Origin of the sequence: Pseudomonas sp. IC_126 (assembly GCF_004331835.1) — a bacterium.
Taxonomy (GTDB): Bacteria; Pseudomonadota; Gammaproteobacteria; order Pseudomonadales; family Pseudomonadaceae; genus Stutzerimonas.
The window spans coordinates 100,007-115,341 of the sequence record NZ_SJSS01000005.1; the positions used below are offsets into that span (position 1 = coordinate 100,007).

Consider the following 15,335-nt stretch of genomic DNA (forward strand, 5'->3'; position numbering starts at 1 on the left):
CGTCTGCCTGCTCACATCGTCTGCAGACGGAACAGCGCGATCTTGTTGATCTCGCTCACTGCCCGGTCGAATTCCTGCTCCGGGGTGTTGTGCAGACGTTCCTCGAACGCCGCCAGAATCTGGTGCCGGTTGCTGCCCTTGACCGCCATGATGAAGATGAAACCGAACTTGTCCTTGTAGGCCTCGTTCAGCTCTGTGAAACGGGCGAATTCCTCGGCGGTGCATTCATGGATGCCGGCTCCGGCCTGCTCGGAGGTACTCGATGCGGTGAGCTCGCCACGCACCGCGGCCTTGCCGGCGAGATCAGGGTGAGCATTGATCAGCGCCAGCTGCGTTTCACGCGGCGCGCTCAGGAGTATGTCGGCCATGCGTGCATGCAGCGTCTCGATGTCGTCGAGACCGGCATCGACTCCCTTGTCATAAGCCTGCTCGGCGACCCAGGGCGAATGCTCGTAAATGTCGGCGAAGGCAGCGACGAACGCGTCGCGGTCGAGGCTGGAAGGCTGCAATGTCTGAAAACGGCTCATGCGGCGGGTTCCTGTCTGAGAGGGAGGGTGGCATGCCAGTGGCGAGCGATATCAACGCGGCGGGCGAACCATACCTGCTCGTGACTCTTGGCGTACTCGACGAAGCGCTGCAGTGCGGCCAGACGTGCCGGGCGACCCAGCAGACGGCAGTGCATTCCGATGGACAGCATCTTGGGCGCGCCCTCGGTACCTTCGGCGTAGAGCACGTCGAAGGCATCCTTCAGGTACTTGAAGAAGTCGTCGCCGGTGTTGAAACCCTGCACCTGGGTGAAGCGCATATCGTTGGTGTCCAGCGTGTAGGGGATCACCAGGTGCGGCTTATCCGGCGTGGATTCCGGGTCCCAGTAGGGCAGATCGTCGTCGTAAGTGTCGGAGTCGTAGAGGAAACCACCTTCCTCACGCACCAGGCGGCGGGTGTTCGGCCCGGTGCGGCCGGTGTACCAGCCCAGCGGACGCTCGCCGGTGAGGTTGGTCAGGATACGGATCGCCTCGAGCATGTGCTCACGCTCTTCGGCTTCGTCCATGTATTGGTAGTCGATCCAGCGATAGCCGTGACTGCAGATCTCGTGACCATCGGCGACCATCGCCTTGATCACGTCCGGATGCCGTTGCGCAGCCATGGCCACGGCGAAAATAGTCAGCGGAATATCGTGCTTGCGAAATAGCTTGAGCAGGCGCCAGACGCCGGCGCGGCTGCCGTATTCGTAGAGCGACTCCATGCTCATGTGACGCACGCCCTGGAACGGCTGGGCAGAAACCATCTCGGAGAGAAAGGCTTCGGACTCCTTGTCACCATGCAATACGCAGCGCTCGCCGCCTTCTTCGTAATTGAGCACGAAGGACAGGGCGATGCGGGCATTGCCCGGCCATTGCGGATGGGGTGGGTTTTCGGCATAGCCGATAAGGTCACGAGGGTAGTCGGCGCTCACTTGTTATTCCTTATTTGAATACGGGTCGCCACCGTGAATTGCTGTACGACCGTCATGAGTTAATTGTATACAAAACGTTTTGCAGTTTGTAAATCACCAATCTTTAATTTTTCTCGTGTGTCGTTCGGTGGCAGCGATTGCCACGCTCGTTCTTCAAAGGCGCACGCTCTAGATAGGGGCTCTGCAACGGGCAGAGCGGCAGGCAGGATAAAAGGGTGCTAGATTGTGTACAATTTTTATGAAATCTGTCTTTCAAAAGCCTGTACGCATGCTATGCTCGAACCCAGTCCACACCAATCACAAGAGGAGGCGGGCATCGGCGGTGTTGATCCGCGATGCCAGAATCTATGGGACGTTTGACTACTCATGTACTGGATGCCGCTCACGGCTGCCCTGGCAGCGACATCCGCATCGAACTCTATCGGGTCGAAGGCGAGCGCCTCGAGCTGATCACCACGCGCCAGACGAATGCTGATGGCCGTTGCGATTCACCATTGCTGGAAGGGGACGACTACCGTTCCGGTGTTTACCAGCTGCAGTTCAGTGCCGGTGACTATTACCGTGGCCGTGGCGTGCAACTGCCCGAGCCGGCGTTTCTGGATGTGGTCGTTCTGCGCTTTGGCATCAGCGCCGAGCAGGATCATTACCACGTGCCACTGCTGATTTCTCCGTACAGCTACTCTACGTATCGCGGTAGCTGATCGGCTGACTGTCGCGACGATAGCGGCAGTGCTTTCTCCCATGCGTAAAGCTTGACTCTCTGAGTCTTCGACCCGCCTCTTTGGCGGGTTTTTTTTGTACGTGCGCCAGGCATGGCGCGTTGCGCCGTGACTGGTGCTGTTCGATTCGCTGTGGTGGCGAGCCGGTGATGTAGAGCCCTCTACATAACGGCAAAGGGTTGTTAGCGGAGGCAGGGTGTCGCGGATTACCGTGAATCCGGAGGAGGCTCGAGGCTAATCCTGGCTGAAGGGCGCCTAGTTGAACGGAGGGATGATGCTGACAAGGCGCAACCACCGGCGGCGCGCTCGGCCTCGATGCCTACAGGACCGACCCGTGCGCGATGAGATGCAGCTCCGTGGGGTGGGCTTCAGCCCACCAGAATTTTTGCTGGCCGCAGTCGTGGGCTGAAGCCCATCCTACGAGGCTGCTGCTTTTATGGGCTTATTAAGCGAACAGCATTGCTTGATAGAAAATCCCCCAGCCAAAACGCAAAAAAGCCCCACCGCCGAAGCGATGGGGCCGTGCGATCCGCCAGATTTAGAGGAAGGCGAACTTGGCAATGAAGATCACGCAGAGCACGTATAGGCTGACCGACACCTTGTCGCGCTGGCCCGTCAGGATCTTCAGCGTCGCGTAGGTCAGAAAGCCCAGGGCGATTCCGTTGGCGATGGAGAAGGTCAGCGGCATCATCACCACGGTCACAATGGCCGGGATGGTATCGGTATGGTCCTTCCAGTCGATGTGCGCCATACCGCTCATCATCAGCATCGCTACGTAAATCAGCGCGCCGGCGGTGGCATAGGCGGGAATCATGCCGGCCAGCGGGGCGAAGAACATGGCGGCGAGGAACAGCACGCCAACAGTGATCGCGGTCAGACCGGTGCGGCCACCGGCCGCCACACCCGCAGCGCTCTCCACGTAGCTTGTAACCGGCGGGCAGCCGACAAAGGCACCGGCGACGCTGGAGGTACTGTCGGCTTTCAGCGCGCGGGAGAGATTCTGGATCTGACCGTTGTCGTCCACCAGATTCGCCCGATGTGCGACGCCCATCAGCGTGCCGGCGGTGTCGAACATGTTGACGAACAGGAACGCCAGAATGACGCTGATCATCGCCACGTTGAAGGCACCGGCAATGTCCATCGCCAGGAAGGTCGGCGCCAGGCTTGGCGGCATCGACACCAGCCCGTTGTATTCGACCAGCCCCATGGCCAGGCCGATGCCAGTGACGGCGAGCATGCTGACCAGGATCGCGCCGAACACATTGCGGTGACTGAGCACAGCGATCATCAAGAAACAGATCGCCGCCAGCAGAGCGGAGGGCTCGCCGAAGGAGCCCATGGACAGCAGCGTGGCCGGGTTGTCAACGACGATGCCGGCGGTCTTCAGGCCGATCAGACCGAGGAACAGCCCGACCCCAGCGCCCATGGCGAAGCGCAGGCTCATCGGAATGCTGTTGAGCAGCCATTCGCGTAGCCGTGACAGGCTCATGATCATGAACAGGAGGCCTGAAAGGAACACCGCGCCCAGCGCGATTTCCCAGCTGTAGCCCATCTCGCCGACCACCGTGTAGGTGAAGAAGGCGTTCAGGCCCATTCCCGGTGCGAGGCCCACCGGCCAGTTGGCGTAGAGCCCCATGAGCAGGCAGCCCAGTGCGGCACCGACACAGGTCGCGACGAACGCCGCGCCGTGGTCGATGCCCGCAGCCGCCATGATGTTCGGGTTGACGAAGATGATGTAGGCCATGGTGACGAACGTTGTCAGGCCAGCGAGCAGTTCCGTTTTGACGCTGGTGCGGTGTTCGCTGAGTTTGAAGAATCGATCGAGCCAGCCGGGGTTGTTTGGTTGCAGCGCGGCGGTCTGCTGTTCCTGCTTAGTGGTGTCCACAAGGTGTTCCTCATCGTTCTTGTTGTCTATCACCCAGAGCGCGGTACTCTCGAGGGCAGGTGATGGTTAGGCTCGTCCTGTTCGGTTTTTTGACCGAGAGGTCAGGAAGGCTTGACGCGATTATGCTTTTGTATACAAGAATTGCAACTCGATTTGCAGGATTTCCGCCTGTTAATCGTCACCGCAGAAATCCTTCTCAGCCGTGCGGCGACTTTGCTGCTGGCCGAGGGGACTCCCAAGAGGCGACGTTTCTTCTTGATTGTGCACAATAAACAGCTATTTATTTGCCTGTTTGACTATCGACTACTGCCAGCAACGTCCCGAAGGCAGTAAAGTTCGGTCTGCCGAAATTTCTGACGCGAGTCACCATGAACGAACAGCTGCAGCCTCTGAAAAAGCCGACACGAAACGGCAAGGCCCGGACCGGAACCCAGGACGACATCGTTTACGCTCATATTTTCGACGCTATTCTCGAACAGCGGCTGGCACCGGGCACCAAGCTCAGCGAAGAAGCGCTGGGGGAAATTTTCGGCGTGAGTCGCACCATCATCCGGCGCGCGCTGTCGCGGCTGGCTCATGAAGGGGTTGTGCTGCTGCGCCCGAACCGCGGTGCGGTGGTCGCCAGCCCGAGCGTCGAGGAAGCCCGGCAGATCTTCTTCGCGCGGCGCCTGGTGGAGCGGGCAATCACCGAGCTAGCGGTACAGCATGCTACTGAGGACCAACTCGCCGAATTGCGACAGATGGTGCTCGATGAGCAGGATTGCTTCGCTCGTGGTGATCGCGGCGCCGGTATTCGACTCTCGGGCGAGTTTCACTTGAAACTGGCAGAGGCGGCGAAGAATGCCCCGTTGGTGAGCTTCCAGCGCAGTCTGGTGTCTCAGACCTCGCTGATCATCGCCCAGTACGAAAGTGGCAACCGCTCGCATTGCTCGTACGACGAACACAACCAACTGATCGACGCCATCGCCGCTCGCGACAGCGAGAAGGCGGTGAGCCTGATGCTGCACCACATGGATCACATCGACAGCAAGCTCAACCTCGACGAGGACAGCGCTTCGGATGATCTACATGCGGTGTTTTCCCACATTCTGGGGAAGGCGGGAAAAGCCGCGAAAAAGCGCTGAAGGCTGTATTGCGTTAAATATAGGGCGGGCCGGGCGGCGTTCCGCTTCAGCCCACAGCAAAGTATGCCTTGGTGGGCTAAAGCCCACCCTACATGCTGAAGTTTGAATGTCGGACGAGGCGCGCAATTTCGTCCCGCCGGCATCTGACGATCAAATTTGATAGTACCCACGCCCCGTGTGGTACAGGTCCGGGACGCTCCGCCGTCCCTCTAGGCAGAGAGCCTCCGGCTGCGTTCCCACGCAGAGCGCGGGAACGATCAAGGTGCGCATAGCGCACCCTACGATGCAGTTGGAATGGGGCTCCATGTAGGGTGCGCTCCGCGCACCGCCGCCTTGGTACTGTGCCAGGCGCCTTGGAGAATCACGCCTTGCGGTGCACCGAAACCCCGGCCGCGTAGGTTTCCTTCACCGCGCGGTCGTCGCCGAGGATCATCAGGGCGAAGAGTCGCTCTTCCAGGCTGCGTGCCTGCTTCAGGCGGTACTCGATCAGCGGCGTGGCCTTGTAATCCAGCACCACGAAATCAGCTTCTTTGCCCGGTTGCAGGTTGCCGATCCGGTCGTCCAGATACAGCGCGCGGGCGCCGCCCAGGGTGGCGAGGTAGAGCGACTTGAATGGGTCCAGTTTCTTCCCTTGCAGCTGCATCACCTTGTAGGCCTCGTTCAGCGACTGTAGCTGGGAGAAACTGGTGCCAGCGCCGACGTCGGTACCCAGACCCACGCGCACGCCAAAGCCTTCGACTTTCTCCAGATCGAACAGGCCGCTGCCCAGGAACAGGTTGGAAGTGGGGCAGAATGCCACCGCCGAGCCGGTTTCGCCGAGGCGTTTGCATTCGTCGTCGCACAGGTGCACGCCGTGGGCGAACACTGAACGCGCGCCGATTAGGCCGTGGTGGTCATAGACGTCCAGGTAACCCTTGCGCTCGGGGAACAGGTCGCGCACCCATTCGATCTCCTTGCGGTTCTCGGACAGGTGGGTGTGCATGTAGAGGTCCGGGTATTCCTTGAACAGCTTGCCGGCCAGCGCCAGTTGCTCCGGCGTGCTGGTCGGTGCGAAGCGCGGCGTGACGGCGTAATGCAGGCGGCCCTTGCCGTGCCAGCGCTCGATCAGTTTCTTGCTGTCGGCGTAACCGGATTCGGCAGTGTCGGTGAGGTAGTCCGGCGCATTGCGATCCATCAGCACCTTGCCGGCGATCATTCGCAGGTTGCGCTTTTCGCAGGCCTCGAAGAAGGCGTCCACCGATTCCTTGTGCACGCTGCCGAATACCAGTGCCGTGGTGGTGCCGTTGCGTAGCAGTTCGTTCAGGAAGACATTCGCAACCTCGCCGGCATGGGCCGGGTCGGCGAAGGCACGCTCGGTGGGGAAGGTGTAGGTGTTGAGCCAGTCCAGCAGCTGCTCGCCATACGAAGCGATCATGCCAGTCTGCGGGTAATGGATGTGTGTGTCGATGAAGCCGGGGGTGATCAGCGCATCCTTGTACTCGATCACCTCGGTACCGGCCGGCAGCTTGGACAACAGGTCGGCCGCATTGCCAATCTGCGCTACCTTGCCGTCCTCGACGACCAGCAGGCCGTCTTCGAAATATTCGTGGGATTGCTCGATGCCCACCTCGCGCGGATCGGCGAGGCTGTGAAGCAGGGCGGCACGGTAGGCTTTGGTTTGGGACATGGTGGTTCTCGGAAATCGTTATAGAGGGAATAGTGTGGAAGGCCCGGCTCGGGGCCAAGCTTTTAGCTCTGGCTGACCAGCGGACCGCTTCGCCGCGGGGCGCGCCTCCACAAAAGAAGCGCGATCGTTCGGTCAGCCGTTCTGCGAGCGGCGCGAGGCGGGCACCAGCATCGGGACGGGCTTTTCGCCGTCCTGGGCTTTTTCACCAAAATTCATGTTGTACGTGGCGATCACTTCTCCGGAGATGGATACGGCGATCTCGACCGGCAGCTTGCCTTTCACCTCGGCGATGCCCATCGGGCAGCGCATGCGCTGCACGGTCTCCGGCTGGAAGCCGCGATCGCGCAGGCGGTGCTCGAACTTGGCGCGCTTGCTCTTCGAACCGATCAGGCCGTAGTAGGTGAAATCGTTGCGTTCGAGGATCGCCGCGGTCAGCTCAAGATCCAGCTGGTGATTGTGCGTCATGACGATGAAGTAGCTGCCGGCGGGCATGTTCTCCACCTCATCCACCACCTCGTCGTTGACCACCTTCTCCACGCCGGCCGGAATCTGCGCGGGAAATTCGCTCTCGCGCGAATCGATCCAGCGCACCTTGCACGGCAGGCTGGCCAGCAGCGGCACCAGCGCACGGCCCACGTGGCCGGCACCGAACACGGCGATATGCGCTTGCGGTTGGCCCATCGGTTCGAACAACAGCACGGTCGCGCCGCCGCAGCATTGCCCCAGGCTGGCGCCGAGGGAAAAACGTTCGAGGCGGGTTTCACGCACGCGGTTTTCCAGCATTTCGCGGGCGATCTTCTGTGCCTTGTACTCCAGGTGGCCACCGCCGATGGTGTCGAACAGGCGCTCGCGGCTGACGATCATCTTCGAGCCGGCATTGCGCGGCGTCGAGCCGCGCTCCTCGATGATGGTCACTAGCACGCAGGGTTCGCCGCGTTGCTGCAAGTCAGCGAGTGCTTCGATCCAGACCGTGTTGCTCATGGTTCTGTCCTTCGGATAGCGCCGCGCAGCGCTTCTTCCGTTGTAGTGTTCTGGTGGGCCGGGCGGCGTTCCGCTGAGGCCCATCATTGACGTTCGCTCTTTGGTGGGCTGAAGCCCACCCTACGATACGATCCGACTCTGTTGTAGGGTGGGCCCGACTTCCAGCCCGTCAGGCCGGTGTCGTTTCCGTGGCTACGGCCGCAGTGGCGCTCTGCTTCAGCTTGCGCATCTGCTCCACGCCCCAGAGTACGCGCTCGGGTGTCGCCGGCGCGTCGATCTTCGGCTGTGCCTTGTATTCGGCCAGGCTGGCCACGGCGTCCTTGATCGCGCACCAGACCGAGATGCCGAGCATGAACGGCGGCTCGCCGACGGCCTTGGAATGAAACACCGTGTCTTCCGGATTCTTGCGGTTTTCCACCAGCTTGACCCGCAGGTCCAGCGGCATGTCGGCCACTGCCGGCACCTTGTAGCTGGCCGGGCCGCTGGTCATCAGCTTGCCCTTGTCATTCCACACCAGCTCTTCCATGGTCAGCCAGCCCATGCCCTGGACGAAGCCGCCTTCCACCTGGCCGATGTCGATGGCCGGGTTCAGCGAGGCGCCGACGTCGTGCAGGATATCGCTGCGCAGCATGCGGTACTCACCGGTCAGCGTATCGACGATCACTTCCGAGCAGGCGGCGCCGTAGGCGAAGTAGTAGAACGGCCGGCCACGCGCCTGGTCGCGGTCGTAGAAGATCTTCGGCGTGCGGTAGAAGCCCGTCGAGGACAGCGACACCTGGCCGAAGTAGGCCTGCTGGATCAGCTCTTCGAACGATACGAACTGGTCGCGGATGCGCACTTGGCCGTTCTTGAACTCGACATCTTCCTCGGTGACCTTGTAGTGCCGTGCTGCGAATTCGACCAGGCGCTGCTTGATGATCAGCGCGGCGTTCTGCGCGGCCTTGCCGTTGAGGTCGGCACCGCTGGAGGCAGCGGTCGGCGAAGTGTTGGGCACTTTGTCGGTGTTGGTGGCGGTGATCTGGATGCGATCGATATCGACCTGGAACACTTCGGCCACGACCTGCGCGACCTTGATGTTCAGGCCTTGGCCCATTTCGGTGCCGCCGTGGTTCAGATGGATGCTGCCATCGGTGTAGACGTGTACCAGCGCGCCGGCCTGGTTGAGAAAGGTAGCGGTGAAGCTGATGCCGAATTTCACCGGCGTCAACGACAGGCCCTTCTTCAGGACCGGACTCTTGGCATTGAACGCACGGATTTCCTCGCGGCGGCGAGCGTATTCGCTGCTTGCCTCAAGCTCGGCGGTCATCTCCTGGAGCATGTTGTGTTCGACGGTCTGGTAGTACGGCGTGACGTTGCGCTCGGTCTTGCCGTAGTAGTTGCGCTTGCGCACGTCCAGCGGGTCCTTGCCGAGGTGACGCGCGACGGCGTCCATGATCTCCTCGATGGCGACCATGCCCTGTGGACCGCCAAAGCCGCGGTAGGCAGTGTTGGACGCCAGGTTGGTCTTGCAGCGATGGCCGTGGATCGTGGCATCGCCCAGGTAGTAGGCGTTGTCGGAGTGGAACATGGCGCGGTCGACGATTGAGCCCGACAGGTCCGGCGAATAGCCACAGTTGCCGGCCAGGTCGATCTGAATGCCCTGCAGCAAGCCGTCGTCATCGAAGCCCACGTCGTATTCGACATAGAAGGGGTGACGCTTGCCGGTCATGGTCATGTCTTCCATGCGCGGCAGGCGCATCTTGGTCGGGCGTCCGGTGAGGTGGGCAATCACTGCGCACATGCAGGCGGGCATCGAGGCCTGGGTTTCCTTGCCGCCGAAGCCGCCACCCATGCGGCGCATGTCGATGACGATCTTGTTCATCGATACGCCGAGGACTTCGGCCACCAGTTTCTGCACCTCGGTGGGGTTCTGCGTCGAGGTGTAAACGATCATGCCGCCGTCTTCGGTGGGCATCACCGAGGAAATTTGCGTCTCCAGGTAGAAGTGTTCCTGCCCGCCGATGTGCAGCGTGCCTTGCAGGCGACGTGGCGCGGCAGCCAGTGCCGTCGCTGAATCGCCGCGCTTGTGGGTGTGGCTGTCGAGCACGAAATGCTTCTTGCGCAGCGCGTCGACTACATCGAGCACCGGCTCCAGGTCCTCGTATTCGATGATCGCGGCCATGGCGGCCTTGCGTGCGGTCTCCAGGCTGTCGGCGGCGACGGCGATCACCGGCTGGCCAACGTACTCGACCTTGCCGTCCGCCAGCAGCGGGTCGCCGGCGACTACCGGACCGATGTCCAGCTGGCCGGGCACGTCTTCGGCGGTGATGGCGATGGCCACACCGGGAATCTGGTAGCAGGGCGAGGTGTCGATGCTGACGATGCGGGCGTGAGCGCGATCGCTCATGCGCGCATAGACGTGCAGCTGGTTTGGGAATTCCAGGCGGTCGTCAACGTATACCGCTTCACCGGAAACGTGCTTGTCCGCGCTGTCGTGCTTGACACTCCGACCGACGCCGGTGACCAGGTCCTGCTTGAACAGGGCGGCGATTTCTTCCTGGGTCTTGGCAAGGCTGTGGTTAGACATAAGCGGTCACCCTCGTTTCGGTTTTCGGTGCGTGCTGTTCCAGGAAGCACTTGCGCAGCAGGTTTTGTGCAACCAGCAGGCGGTATTCGCGGCTGGCGCGGAAGTCGGTCAGTGGCGTGAAGTCCTGGGCCAGGGCTTCGCAGGCGCGCTCGGCCGTTTCGATGGTGAAGGCCGCACCATTCAGCGCGGTCTCACAGGCAGCCGCCCGCTTCGGAATCGCCGCCATACCGCCGAAGGCGATCCGTGCGTCGGCGATCACGCCATTCTCGACACGCAGATCGAACGCTGCGCATACGGCAGAAATGTCATCGTCCAGTCGTTTGGACACCTTATAGGCGCGGAAAATCTGATCCGGTCGAGCGCGCGGAACGATGATCTTCTCGATGAATTCGCCTTGCTCGCGAGCAGTGACCTTGTAATCGATGAAGTAATCCTGCAGCGGCAGGGTGCGGCTGTTGCCACCCTTGCGCAGCACCACCTGGGCGCCGAGCGCGATCAGCAGCGGCGGCGAGTCACCGATGGGCGAGGCGTTGCCGATGTTGCCGCCCAGGGTGCCCTGGTTGCGGATCTGCAGGGAGGCGAAGCGATGCAGCAGCTCGCCGAAATCTGGATATTCCTGGGCCAGCGCTTCGTAGCAATCGGTCAGCGCGGCGGCGGCACCGATTTCGATGCCGCTGTCGGTGACTTCGACTTTCTTCATCTCGGCGATGTGCCCGACGTAGATCATCACCGGCAGTTCGCGGTGGAACTGAGTGACTTCCAGCGCCAGATCGGTGCCACCGGCCAGCAGACGGGCATCAGGATTGGCGCTGTAGATCTCGGCCAGATCGCTCACTGTGAGCGGCGATAGGCAGCGCTTGTCGCCGCTGTTCAGCTCGGCGGTTTCGTTCGGTTCGATGGCTTTCAGCTGGGCGATGGTTTCGGCTTCGCGCGCGTCGAACTGGTCCGGCTGCTTGTCGCGGCAGGCTTGTTCGGCCGCTTCGAGAATCGGCCGGTAGCCGGTGCAGCGACAGAGGTTGCCGGCCAGGGCTTCGTGGGTCTGGGCCGGATCGTATTCGTTGACGGCGCCTGACGCGGCCCGGCCTGACGCGGCGCGATTCTTCTGCAGGGCGAACAGGCTCATGACGAAGCCGGGGGTGCAGAAGCCGCATTGCGAACCATGGCAATCGACCATCGCCTGCTGGACGCTGTGCAGCTGGCCTTGATCCTTCAGGTCTTCGACGACGATCAGTTGCTTGCCGTGCAGGGCGGAAACGAAGGTCAGACAGGAGTTGAGCGTGCGATAACGCAGCCGGTCGCCGTCCAGCTCACCCACAACTACGGTACAGGCACCGCAGTCACCGGAGGCACAGCCTTCTTTGGTACCGGACTTGCCGCGGTATTCACGCAGGTATTCGAGTACGGTGGTATTCGGATCGAGAGTCTGCTCACGGCGCAGCTCTCGATTGAGTAGGAACTGGATCACGGAACCTCCGGGGTTTTTTGTTCTGGGCTCTGGCGTGGAAATTAGCTTTATCTGACTTTTAGGTCAACAAATAGCTGACTGGAAAGTCAATTCGCCCGACAGGTGCGCTTGCCCGGCACAGTGGTGCGATGTGCCGACGTGACATCGTGCTTGCAGTAAAGCCCGTTTAGACCGCGTTGGCGTCGGTTTCGCGGCGATATGCATAGGTGTCGGCGAAGCGCGACAACATATAGGCCTCGCAGGTCGTTACCGGGTGTTTCGGCGGATTGCCCACGTCGTGGCAGCCGGGCAGGCAACTGATCTCGGCATCTGGATGCGGCTCGGCGAAGAACGGCATCGAATAACGATCCACGCCCAGCGGGCTGATCACCCGATGCGGGGTGGACTTGTATCGGTCGTTGCTCCAGCGCGCCATCATGTCACCGATATTGACCACGTAGGTGCCTTCGATCGGCGGCGCGTCGATCCACTCGCCCCTGATGTTCTGTACCTGCAAGCCGCCGGCCTGGTCCTGATGGAGCAGCGTGATGCAGCCGTAGTCGGTATGCGCGCCGGCGCCTTGCTGTTCGGCGCTGCTGGCGGTGGCGCGGGGCGGGTAGTGGATCATGCGGAACACGCTGATGGGCTCGACGAAGCGCTTATCGAAGAAGTCCCTTTCGATGCCCAGCGCCAGCGCGATGGCGCGCAGCAGGGTACTGGCCAGCTCGTGCATGTCGCGGTAGTGGCCTTCCATCAGCTCGATCCAGCCGGGAATCTGTGCCGGGTGGCGATTGGGTCCGCGCAGGGATTTGCCGGCGAGCACATCCGGATGCTCGGTGCTCATGTGAAACCCCATGTCGAAGGTCTCCTTGAGGTCGCACGGCTGGCCGGGATCGAGCTGCTCGGTGGCGACAGCGCCGTAGCCGCGATGATGCCGGCTGCGGGTGATGTCGATCTCGAGCTTCTGCTCGACCGGCAGAGCGAAGAAGCGGCGGGCATGGTCGCTCAGCTCGGCGATGCGCTCTGCCCCGATGGGATGACCTTCGATATAGAAGAAGCCCCACTCGCGGCACGCGCGGTCGATCTGTCGAGCGACCTCGAGATGCGCGGTCTCGTCGGCGGTATAGAGCGGGGAAATGTCGATGATCGGAAGGGTGGTCATTCTGCGGACTCGTGCGTGTGCTTTTCGATACCGGTGCCGGAAGCTGAAGGCTGGACGAAAGAGCGCCTCGTTCAGTCTCGAGCTTTCAGCCTCCAGCGGTTTCTCGTTTTACTTCGGCAGCTCGGCCTTCACGCCTTCGACATAGAAGTTCATCGATGCCAGGTCCTTGGTGGTTGCAGTCTGGCCTTCGGCGATGCGCACCTGGCCGGACTGATCCTTGATCGGGCCGGTGAAGGGATGGAAAGCGCCACTGCGGATGCTGGCGATGATTTCCTCGGCTTCGGACTTCACGTCAGCGGGTACCAGGTCGCTGATCGGCAGGCTGATGCTGTCCTCTGCCAGGCCGCCCCAGAAGTCCTCGGCTTTCCAAGTGCCGGCCATTACGGCTTCGGCGGACTTGGTGTAGTGCGGGCCCCAGTCGTTGACGATGGAGGTCAGCACGGCCTTGGGACCGAAGTGCTGCATGTCCGAGGCGTAGCCCACGGAATAGACTCCGCGGCGTTCGGCAGCCTGGATCGGCGCCGGGCTGTCGGTGTGCTGGAAGACCACGTCCACGCCCTGGTCGATCAGCGCGTTGGCGGCATCGGCTTCCTTGCCCGGATCGAACCAGGTGTTGACCCACACGACCTTGATTTCGGTGCCGGGGTTGTACTTGTCTAGCGCCAGCTGGATGGCGTTGATGTCGCGGATGACTTCCGGAATAGGGAAGGAGGCGATGTAGCCGACCTTCTTGGTCTTGGTCATCTTCGCCGCGAGGAAGCCGCCGACGTAGCGACCCTCGTAGGAACGGGTCAGGTAGGTGCCGACGTTGTCGGCCTGCTTGTAGCCGGTGGCGTGCTCGAAGGTGACGTCGGGAAATTGCTTGGCGACCTTGACCGTGGGGTTCATGTAGCCAAAGGAGGTGGTGAAGACCAGGTCATAGCCGCCCTTAGCCATGTTGCGGATCACCCGTTCGGAGTCGGCGCCTTCGGCTACGTTCTCGACGAAGCTGGTCTGAACCTTGTCGCCGAGCTTCTCTTCCAGATACTTGCGGCCCTGCTCGTGCTGGTAGGTCCAGCCATGGTCGCCGATCGGGCCGATGTAGACGAAACCGACCTTCAGCGGATCGGCCGCCGAGGCGCAGAAGGCTGTGCTCAGCCCGATGGCTGCGGCGAGGGTACGTAGCAGGTTTTTTCTTATCTTGGCTTGCATGGGTGACGCTCCTGTTGTCGTGATGCGAAAAGCCGTATGGCTACCGTTGCCAAGTGCAAAAAGCTGACCAAATGGACAGTTCCCCTCGAAGGTCGCGTTAAACCTGGGAACGCCGGCCGTTTGCCTGTCGCAGCGGGTGCGCAACTGGTGCGCATCTCGCTGTGAATGCCCTGCGGCAGTGCGTTCAATGCCCGGCTTTCCATGGCTGGCCCAGCGACACCGGCGCGAACAGCCGGGTGCGAATGGCATCGCGCGACAGCAGCACCAGCACCAGGATCGTCGCGACGTAGGGCAGCATCGCCAGCAGGTTGCCGGGGATCGCCAGGCCAATGCCCTGGACCACCAGGTGCAGAATGCTGGCGAGCCCGAACAGATAGGCGCCGAGCAGCACCCGACCGACCCGCCAGCTGGCGAATACCACCAGCGCCAGGGCGATCCAGCCGCGTCCGGCGGTCATGTTTTCCGCCCACATCGGGGTATAGGCCAGCGACAGGTAGCCGCCGGCGAGGCCGGCCATGGCGCCGCCGAACATCACCGCCAGGGTGCGTACTCGCAACACCGGCAGGCCCATGGCGCTGGCCGCATCAGGGTTCTCGCCGACCGCCTGGATGATCAGGCCGATGCGGCTTTTCAGCAGCACCCAGGCGATCCCCGCGAACAGCGAGAACGACAGATAGACCAGCAGATCCTGAGCGAACAGCATGCGTCCGATCAGCGGGATATCGGCCAGCAGTGGGATGGCGACGGGCTCGAATCCGGCCAGCGGCTTGCCGACCCAGGTGGCGCCGACGAAGGACGACAGGCCCACGCCGAAGATGGTCAGCGCCAGGCCAGTGGCCACCTGATTGGCCGCCAGGCCGAGGGCGACGAAGGCGAACAGCAGCGAAAGCAGTACCCCGGCCAGGCAGGCAAGCAGCACGCCCAGCCAGAGATTGCCAGTGGCGTAGGCGACGATGAAACCGATCACCGCGCCGAACAGCATCATGCCTTCCTGGCCGAGGTTGAGTACGCCGGTCTTCTCGCAGACCAGCTCGCCGAGCGCGACCAGCAGCAGCGGTGTGCCGGTGCGGATCATGGCGTAGAAAATGTTGGTCAGCAGGTCGATGTCCATGGGAAGTCCTTAGCTGGAAGCCAGAAGCTG

General features: G+C 61.8%; 12 protein-coding genes. 2 read left to right on the plus strand and 10 right to left on the minus strand.

What is annotated here, in order from left to right; translation table 11 throughout:
* Positions 1-11: 11 nt before the first annotated feature.
* The gene (uraD, locus tag E0D86_RS16060; protein ID WP_131651048.1) at positions 12-527 is read right to left on the minus strand and encodes a 2-oxo-4-hydroxy-4-carboxy-5-ureidoimidazoline decarboxylase; all 516 of its coding nucleotides are present in this window, start codon (positions 525-527) and stop codon (positions 12-14) included.
* Positions 524-1,456 carry an allantoinase PuuE gene (puuE, locus tag E0D86_RS16065; RefSeq protein WP_131651049.1) on the minus strand — a complete coding sequence of 311 codons (933 nt, stop codon included), beginning with the start codon at positions 1,454-1,456 and terminating at the stop codon, positions 524-526. Before puuE ends, uraD begins: the two co-directional genes overlap by 4 nt.
* A 347-nt stretch (positions 1,457-1,803) precedes the next feature.
* Here puuE and uraH point away from each other — a divergent pair, with 347 nt between their 5' ends.
* Positions 1,804-2,157: a hydroxyisourate hydrolase gene (gene uraH, locus E0D86_RS16070; RefSeq protein ID WP_131651050.1), complete on the plus strand. Its 354-nt coding sequence runs from the start codon at positions 1,804-1,806 to the stop codon at positions 2,155-2,157.
* Between the two features lie 556 nt (positions 2,158-2,713).
* Here uraH and E0D86_RS16075 read toward each other — a convergent pair.
* Complete coding sequence (locus E0D86_RS16075) at positions 2,714-4,060, minus strand: NCS2 family permease (RefSeq protein ID WP_131651051.1); 1,347 nt, start codon at positions 4,058-4,060, stop codon at positions 2,714-2,716.
* Between the two features lie 368 nt (positions 4,061-4,428).
* On the opposite strand from E0D86_RS16075, the gene E0D86_RS16080 reads away from it, so the two are divergent.
* Positions 4,429-5,184, plus strand: coding sequence for a GntR family transcriptional regulator (locus E0D86_RS16080; RefSeq protein ID WP_131651052.1), 756 nt, complete (start codon positions 4,429-4,431; stop codon positions 5,182-5,184).
* Positions 5,185-5,545: 361 nt separating this feature from the next.
* On the opposite strand, the gene guaD is transcribed toward E0D86_RS16080, so the two are convergent.
* From guaD to E0D86_RS16115, 7 genes are all read right to left on the minus strand, one after another.
* Positions 5,546-6,850: a guanine deaminase gene (gene guaD / locus E0D86_RS16085; RefSeq protein ID WP_131651053.1), complete on the minus strand. Its 1,305-nt coding sequence runs from the start codon at positions 6,848-6,850 to the stop codon at positions 5,546-5,548.
* A gap of 132 nt (positions 6,851-6,982) precedes the next feature.
* A complete protein-coding gene (xdhC, locus tag E0D86_RS16090; protein WP_131651054.1) occupies positions 6,983-7,831 on the minus strand; it encodes a xanthine dehydrogenase accessory protein XdhC in 849 nt (282 codons plus the stop codon).
* Positions 7,832-8,000: 169 nt separating this feature from the next.
* The gene (xdhB, locus tag E0D86_RS16095) at positions 8,001-10,397 is read right to left on the minus strand and encodes a xanthine dehydrogenase molybdopterin binding subunit (protein ID WP_131651055.1); all 2,397 of its coding nucleotides are present in this window, start codon (positions 10,395-10,397) and stop codon (positions 8,001-8,003) included.
* A complete protein-coding gene (gene xdhA / locus E0D86_RS16100; RefSeq protein WP_131651056.1) occupies positions 10,390-11,862 on the minus strand; it encodes a xanthine dehydrogenase small subunit in 1,473 nt (490 codons plus the stop codon). The genes xdhB and xdhA overlap by 8 nt, the downstream gene beginning before the upstream one ends.
* A gap of 166 nt (positions 11,863-12,028) precedes the next feature.
* The gene (locus E0D86_RS16105; RefSeq protein WP_131651057.1) at positions 12,029-13,003 is read right to left on the minus strand and encodes a 2-oxoglutarate and iron-dependent oxygenase domain-containing protein; all 975 of its coding nucleotides are present in this window, start codon (positions 13,001-13,003) and stop codon (positions 12,029-12,031) included.
* A gap of 108 nt (positions 13,004-13,111) precedes the next feature.
* Positions 13,112-14,194 (minus strand): BMP family ABC transporter substrate-binding protein, encoded by a 1,083-nt coding sequence (locus E0D86_RS16110; RefSeq protein WP_131651058.1) that lies wholly within the window; start codon positions 14,192-14,194, stop codon positions 13,112-13,114.
* Between the two features lie 184 nt (positions 14,195-14,378).
* Complete coding sequence (locus E0D86_RS16115) at positions 14,379-15,305, minus strand: ABC transporter permease (protein WP_131651059.1); 927 nt, start codon at positions 15,303-15,305, stop codon at positions 14,379-14,381.
* Positions 15,306-15,335 lie beyond the last annotated feature (30 nt).